The sequence below is a fragment of the Pseudorhodoplanes sp. genome, from assembly GCF_035565795.1.
Classification (GTDB): domain Bacteria; phylum Pseudomonadota; class Alphaproteobacteria; order Rhizobiales; family Xanthobacteraceae; genus Pseudorhodoplanes.
Map to the genome: position 1 here is coordinate 1 of NZ_DATMRV010000160.1, position 5,817 is coordinate 5,817.

6 protein-coding genes are annotated in these 5,817 nt (G+C 64.9%); 2 read left to right on the plus strand and 4 right to left on the minus strand.

Features of this window, described 5'->3' with window-relative positions:
• The coding region (locus tag VNZ93_RS14720) for a helix-turn-helix transcriptional regulator (protein WP_325706403.1) at positions 1-629 on the minus strand (629 nt) is incomplete at its 3' end.
• A 158-nt stretch (positions 630-787) separates the two neighbouring features.
• On the opposite strand from VNZ93_RS14720, the gene VNZ93_RS14725 reads away from it, so the two are divergent.
• Positions 788-1,864 carry a quinone-dependent dihydroorotate dehydrogenase gene (locus VNZ93_RS14725; protein WP_325706405.1) on the plus strand — a complete coding sequence of 359 codons (1,077 nt, stop codon included), beginning with the start codon at positions 788-790 and terminating at the stop codon, positions 1,862-1,864.
• 42 nt (positions 1,865-1,906) lie between these two features.
• Here the strand turns inward: VNZ93_RS14725 and VNZ93_RS14730 are convergent, their stop codons facing one another.
• The 3 genes from VNZ93_RS14730 to VNZ93_RS14740 all read right to left on the minus strand — a co-directional run bounded on the left by VNZ93_RS14730 (position 1,907) and on the right by VNZ93_RS14740 (position 5,052).
• On the minus strand, positions 1,907-2,227 hold the full coding sequence (locus tag VNZ93_RS14730; protein WP_325706412.1) for a DUF6460 domain-containing protein: 321 nt from the start codon (positions 2,225-2,227) through the stop codon (positions 1,907-1,909).
• A 111-nt stretch (positions 2,228-2,338) separates the two neighbouring features.
• Complete coding sequence (locus tag VNZ93_RS14735; protein ID WP_325706415.1) at positions 2,339-4,009, minus strand: cisplatin damage response ATP-dependent DNA ligase; 1,671 nt, start codon at positions 4,007-4,009, stop codon at positions 2,339-2,341.
• Entirely contained in the window at positions 4,006-5,052 is a 1,047-nt protein-coding gene (locus tag VNZ93_RS14740) for a ligase-associated DNA damage response exonuclease (protein ID WP_325706418.1), read from the minus strand. The genes VNZ93_RS14735 and VNZ93_RS14740 overlap by 4 nt, the downstream gene beginning before the upstream one ends.
• Before the next feature lie 37 nt (positions 5,053-5,089).
• Between VNZ93_RS14740 and VNZ93_RS14745 the strand changes: the two genes are divergently transcribed.
• The coding region (locus tag VNZ93_RS14745; RefSeq protein WP_325706421.1) for a methyltransferase domain-containing protein at positions 5,090-5,817 on the plus strand (728 nt) is incomplete at its 3' end.

Sequence of the window (5,817 nt, forward strand, 5' to 3'; positions counted from 1 at the left end):
TACTGGCTCGCCCACATGATGCGCGCGACCCACAGCACGTCTGTCATCGCCAGGGTGCGTACGGGATGGTCGGGATTGAGTGAATGCAACTCGATCGTCTTCGCGGTCTTGCGGGCGAGCTGCTTGACCATCACTTCGCCCTCCCTGGTCTTGACCACGACGCGGTCGCCGCGCCGAACCGGTGCGCCGGGCGACACGACAATGATGTCGCCCTTGCGATAGGCGGGCTCCATCGAGTTGCCTGAAATCTCGAGCGCGTAGGCATGTTCGTCGTTGACGGAAGGGAAAGCGATCTCGTCCCAGCCCTTGCCGACCGGGAAGCCGCCGTCGTCGAAAAAGCCGCGCGCGCCTGCTTCGGCAAAGCCGATCAGCGGCACCGCCTGTGTGATCGGGCGCGGGGTTTCCGAAATCAATGCGATGAAGGTTTCCACGCTGGTGCCGGTCGCCGCCAGCGACTTCGCCACCGACTCGGTCGATGGCCAGCGCGCGCGGCCGTCCGGAGTTATGCGCTTCGACTTGTTGAAGGTGGTGGGATCGAGCCCGGCTTTCTTGGCGAGGCCGGACGCGGACAGGCCGGCGCGTGCGGCAAGCCGGTCGATGGCAGTCCAGATCTGAGCATGCGTCAGCATGGCAGCCCCTGCGCCTTGGCGCGGCTGGTGTGACTATTGTCCTACCTGATTTAGGGAATTAGTCCCCTTTGCAAGCTCTGTCCAGCCCTGCATTCGCGTTTCTTGTGTGCCGACCGGTCGATGGCTAGGTTCGCGCGCCCAACTGGAGTCTTTCCGGCGTGATCGTCCTGCTCGAGCGCCTCGCGCGCCCGTTTCTGCATCGTTTCGACCCTGAAGAGGCCCATCGGCTGGCCATGCGGGCCCTGCGATGGGTGCCGCTGCCCGCACCCGGGCCCGACGATTCGCGCCTGCAGGTCCGTGCCTTTGGGCTGAATTTTCCCAATCCGGTTGGGCTCGCCGCCGGCTTCGACAAGCATGCCGAGGTGCCTGACGCGCTCCTGCGGCTTGGTTTCGGGTTCGTCGAGGTCGGCGGGGTGACGCCGCGGCCGCAGCCCGGCAATCCCCGCCCGCGCCTGTTCCGGCTCGATGCTGATGGCGCGGTGATCAACCGGCTCGGACTGAACTCGGACGGCGCCGCCGCGGTGCTGCGCCGGCTCGCAGCGCGCGTGCATCAGGGCGGGATCGTCGGGATCAATATCGGTCCGAACAAGGACAGCACGGATCGCACCGCGGACTATGTGCGGCTGATCGAAGCCTTCGCGCCGGTGGTGTCCTACATCACGATCAACGTGTCGTCGCCGAATACGCCGGGGCTGCGCAATCTGCAGGAGGCGAAAGTGCTCGACGATTTGCTGGCGCGTGCGATCGATGCGCGTAACCGCGTGCGCGCTCCGACGCCGCTTCTCCTGAAGATCGCGCCGGATCTGACGCTGGCCGATCTCGACGACATTGTCGGCCTCGCCCGCAACCGCAAGGTCGAGGGCATGGTGGTCGGCAACACCACGGTCAGCCGGCCGCCGAGCCTGCGCGAACGCGGGAAGGCCGGCGAGCAGGGCGGACTTTCCGGAAAGCCGCTGTTTCCGCTGTCCACGCGGATGCTGGCGGAGACGTATGTGCGGCTGGAAGGCGCAATGCCGATCATAGGGGTCGGCGGCATCGATTCAGGGGACGCGGCGATCGCGAAGCTGCGTGCCGGTGCAACGCTCGTGCAGCTTTACAGCGCGCTGGTGTTCCATGGACTCGCGCTGGTCCACGACATCAAGCGCGCAATGCTGACGCAGGCAGAGAAGCAGCCGCTCGCCGATATCGTCGGTATCGATGCGGCGGATATCACTGCTCAGCGCTGGCCGGCGTAAAATTGGGCCTGCGTTTTGCGCAGGCCCGTGAATATTTTTGAATTAACGGCCCTTTGGCGCGTTCACCAGCCGCATGATCAGCCAGACGGGGATCACGATCACGGCGCCCAGCAGGAAGTAGCGCCACAGCCAGTTGATCGCGTCGAAGCCGAGATTCCAGATCGCCTCGAACAGATGCTGGATGCTGCGGATGATGTTGTAGGGATCGAGTCCGAACGTCACCATCACGAAGCCGACCAGGATCGACAGCAGGATCAGCCGGCCCGCAACCGCGAGCGGCGAGCCGCCGAGAAAGCGGGTGATGGTATCGTTGTTCGCAGGCCGGGACGTCTCGATCGAGGCGCGCGGTTCGTTGGTGGACATGGATTCCCCTCCATCCGGCGCAGGGGCCGGTCAGCGCAATGATCTAGTTACGGGGCCGCGCCGTGCAAGGCGCCGGACGCGGCGCCGCAGATTCGTCCAATAGACTTTAGGTTAGCGAGCGACCGGACGCAAAACCGGTTCCCGCTTTGCCGGCTGCGCCAGCATCTTCTCCAGCGTTTCCAGCCGGTCCGCCTCCTTGGGCGGCTTGTCCCAGCGCAACCGCGCGATCCGCGGAAAACGCATGGCGAGGCCCGATTTGTGCCGCGTGGAGCGTTGCAGGCCTTCGAATGCGACCTCCAGCACCAGGCCTTCATCGGGACCGAACTTCACCGCGCGCACCGGGCCGAACCGCTCCACCGTGTTGTTGCGAACAAAGCGGTCGATCTTGATCAGTTCCTCGTCGGTGAAGCCGAAATAGGCCTTGCCGACCGGTACCAGCGTCTGCTCGCCGTCGATCATCGTCCACACACCGAAGGTATAATCCGAATAGAAAGACGAGCGTTTGCCGCTGCCGCGCTGTGCGTACATCAGCACCGCATCGACGGTGAACGGGTCGCGCTTCCATTTCCACCACAGACCCTTCGGGCGGCCGGGGACATACGGCGAATCCTTGCGCTTGATCATGACGCCTTCCACCGCGTCGGCATCTTCGCCTGCGCCGGCGGAAGCCGGATCCGCGCGCGCTGCGGCAAGCTCGTCCCAGGTTGCGAACGGCACGAGCGGTGACAGGTCGAGCCGCGGATGAGCGTGACGGGCGATGAAGGACTGCAGGCGCTTGCGCCGTATCTCGAACGGCAGTTCGCGCAGGTCTTCGTTGCCGTCCACGAGCAGATCGTATGCGCGCAGGTGTGCCGGGTAGTCGTGGATCAGCTTCGGCGTCACGGCCTTCCGGTTCAAGCGCTGCTGCAGCACATTGAAGCTCTGCACGCGGCGGTCGCGGAGGATCAGCAACTCGCCGTCGAGCGAGCCGTTGAAGTTCAGAGACTCGAGCAGGTCGGGGAAGCTTTTCGAGATGTCTTCGCCGGTGCGCGAGTACATCCGCACGATGCGGTCGCCGTGTGCATTGACGCCTGCCGAGGCCTGCACGCGGATGCCGTCCCATTTCCATTCGGCCATGAAGTCAGACGGATCGAGCTTCTCGAAATCCGTCCCCTCGATCGCATGCGCCAGCATGGCCGGGCGGAACGGCGCCGGGTCAGTTGTCTCCGGCTTTTCGCCGCGTCCCTCAAGCCAGGCGAACAGATCCTCGTATGGTGCTTCGAGCCCGGACCACATCAGCTCGATGTCGGTGACGTCCTTGTCGCCGAGGGCGGCCGCCGCCGTCTTCGCAAGTCGCGCCGATACGCCGACACGCAGCGCGCCGGTGACGAGTTTCAACAAGGCCCAGCGTCCGGTCTCATCGAGCGCATCGAGCCAGCGCGCGATCTGAGCAGGCAATTGCGTCTTTCCGAGCGTATTGAGCGTGGTGACAACGTCGGTGATCGTGGGAACGAAGTTCGGCTGGACTTCCGGTACGGGCCACATCAGGGCGATCGTTTCGGATGTGTCGCCGACGAAGTCACGCGAAAGACCGAACAGCACCGGGTCGGTGCGCTCGGTGATCAACGCGCGGATCATGCCGGGCTTGGCGTGCTGGAAGACGAGGCTGCCGGTCAGTGCGGCAAGCGCATAGCCGCGCTCGGGGTCGGGCGTGTGCCGGAAATAGTCCGTCATCAGCCGCAGCTTGTTGTTGCGGCCGGGCTCGTAGGCGAGACGGTCGAGCAATTCGGCGAAGCGGTTCATATCGGATTTCCGGCTTCGCCTTCGTTGGACACACCATCCGTCTCGTCTTCATCGCCATAACCGACGATATCGAGCGGCCGCGCTTTGAGTCCCTGCGTGCCGCACCAGTGGACCAGCGCGTCCTCCTGCCCGTGTGTCACCCAGATTTCGGACGCTCCAGTTGCGACGATGGTGTCGCGCAGGCCATCCCAATCGGCATGATCGGAGATTACGAGCGGCAATTGCACGAGGCTCTGTCGCGCGCGTGCCCTCACCCGCATCCAGCCCGATGCGTAGGCCGTCACCGGATCGGGGAAGCGGCGCGACCACACTTCCTTGAGTGCCGAGGGCGGACAGAGCGTGATGGTGCCACCGAGTTCCCCCTTCTTCATGTCGCGGACAGGACGAAGATCGCCGAGATCGATGCCGCGCGACTGGTAATAGTGCGACAGCGTTTCCATCGCCCCGTGTAGATAGATCGGATCGCGATAGCCCGCCTTGCGGATGAGCGCGATCACCCGCTGCGCCTTGCCGAGCGTATAGGCGCCCACCAGATGCGCACGCTCGGGGAACAACGTCACCGAATGAAGGAGCCTGGCGATCTCCGCGTCCGGATCGGGATGACGGAACACCGGCAGGCCGAAAGTCGCTTCGGTGATGAAGACGTCGCAGGGAATGAGTTCGAACGGCGCACAGGTCGGGTCCGGCACGTCCTTGTAGTCGCCGGAGGCGACGATCCGGCAACCCTTGCGCTCCACCGCGATCTGGGCAGACCCCAATACATGACCGGCCGGATGAAAGGTGGCGCTGACCCCGTTCAGGCTCACGGTCTCGCCGTAGCGGATCGCCTGCGTACTGCCGGCGAAATCCTCGCCGTAGCGCAGCCGCATGATGTCGAGCGTTTCCTGCGTGGCCAGCACGGCGCCGTGTCCCGCCCGGGCGTGGTCGGAATGGCCATGCGTGATCAGCGCCCTGTCGACCGGACGGGTCGGGTCGATGTAAAAGCCGCCGGTCTTGCAACAGACGCCGGAGGGCGTCGGCAGGAGCAGGTCTTCGGGACGCATGTGGCCTAGATAGGTTCCGGACAGGAAAATCGCGAGAATGTCGTCAACGCCGCAGGGAACGCTCCAGGGGCAGATACTGTTTCAGTCGTCGGGCGATCTGATCGCCGACCGGCGCTACGAGATCGCGCGCGCCTATCGCGAGGGTGGCGACCTGACATCCGCCCTCGACCTTCTGGAGCAAACGGTCGAACTGGCGCCGGGGTTCGCCGCGGCCTGGTTCGAGCTTGGTGAACTACGCGAATTCGATGGCGACCGTGCAGGCGCCGTTGCGGCCTTCGAGCGAGCCCTGGCGGCCGACCCCGCGGACCGGCATGGCGCAGGATTGCGGCTGCGGCTTCTCAACATCGGCGGGCACGCTATGTCCGCGGATTATGTGCGCTCGGTGTTCGATCAATATGCGTCGAAGTTCGACGACGCGCTGGCGGCGCTCGCCTATACCGCGCCCGAGATGCTGGAGCGCGCCGTGTCCGAGGTCTGCCGCGAGCCGCACCGGCAGGGCCGTTTCGCCACGATGCTCGATCTCGGTTGCGGAACCGGCCTTTCGGGCGCCGCATTCCGGCCGGTGGTCGACTGGATGGAAGGCGTCGATCTTTCGCCCGGCATGGTGGCGCAGGCGCGCCGGAAGAAGCTCTACGACAAGCTCGAGACCGGCGATCTCACCGAAAGCCTCGACCGCCACATCCGCGCCGATGCCCGGTTCAATCTGGTCGTGGCCGCTGACGTGTTCGTCTATTGCGCCGACCTGACGCTGATCACGGCGCTGGT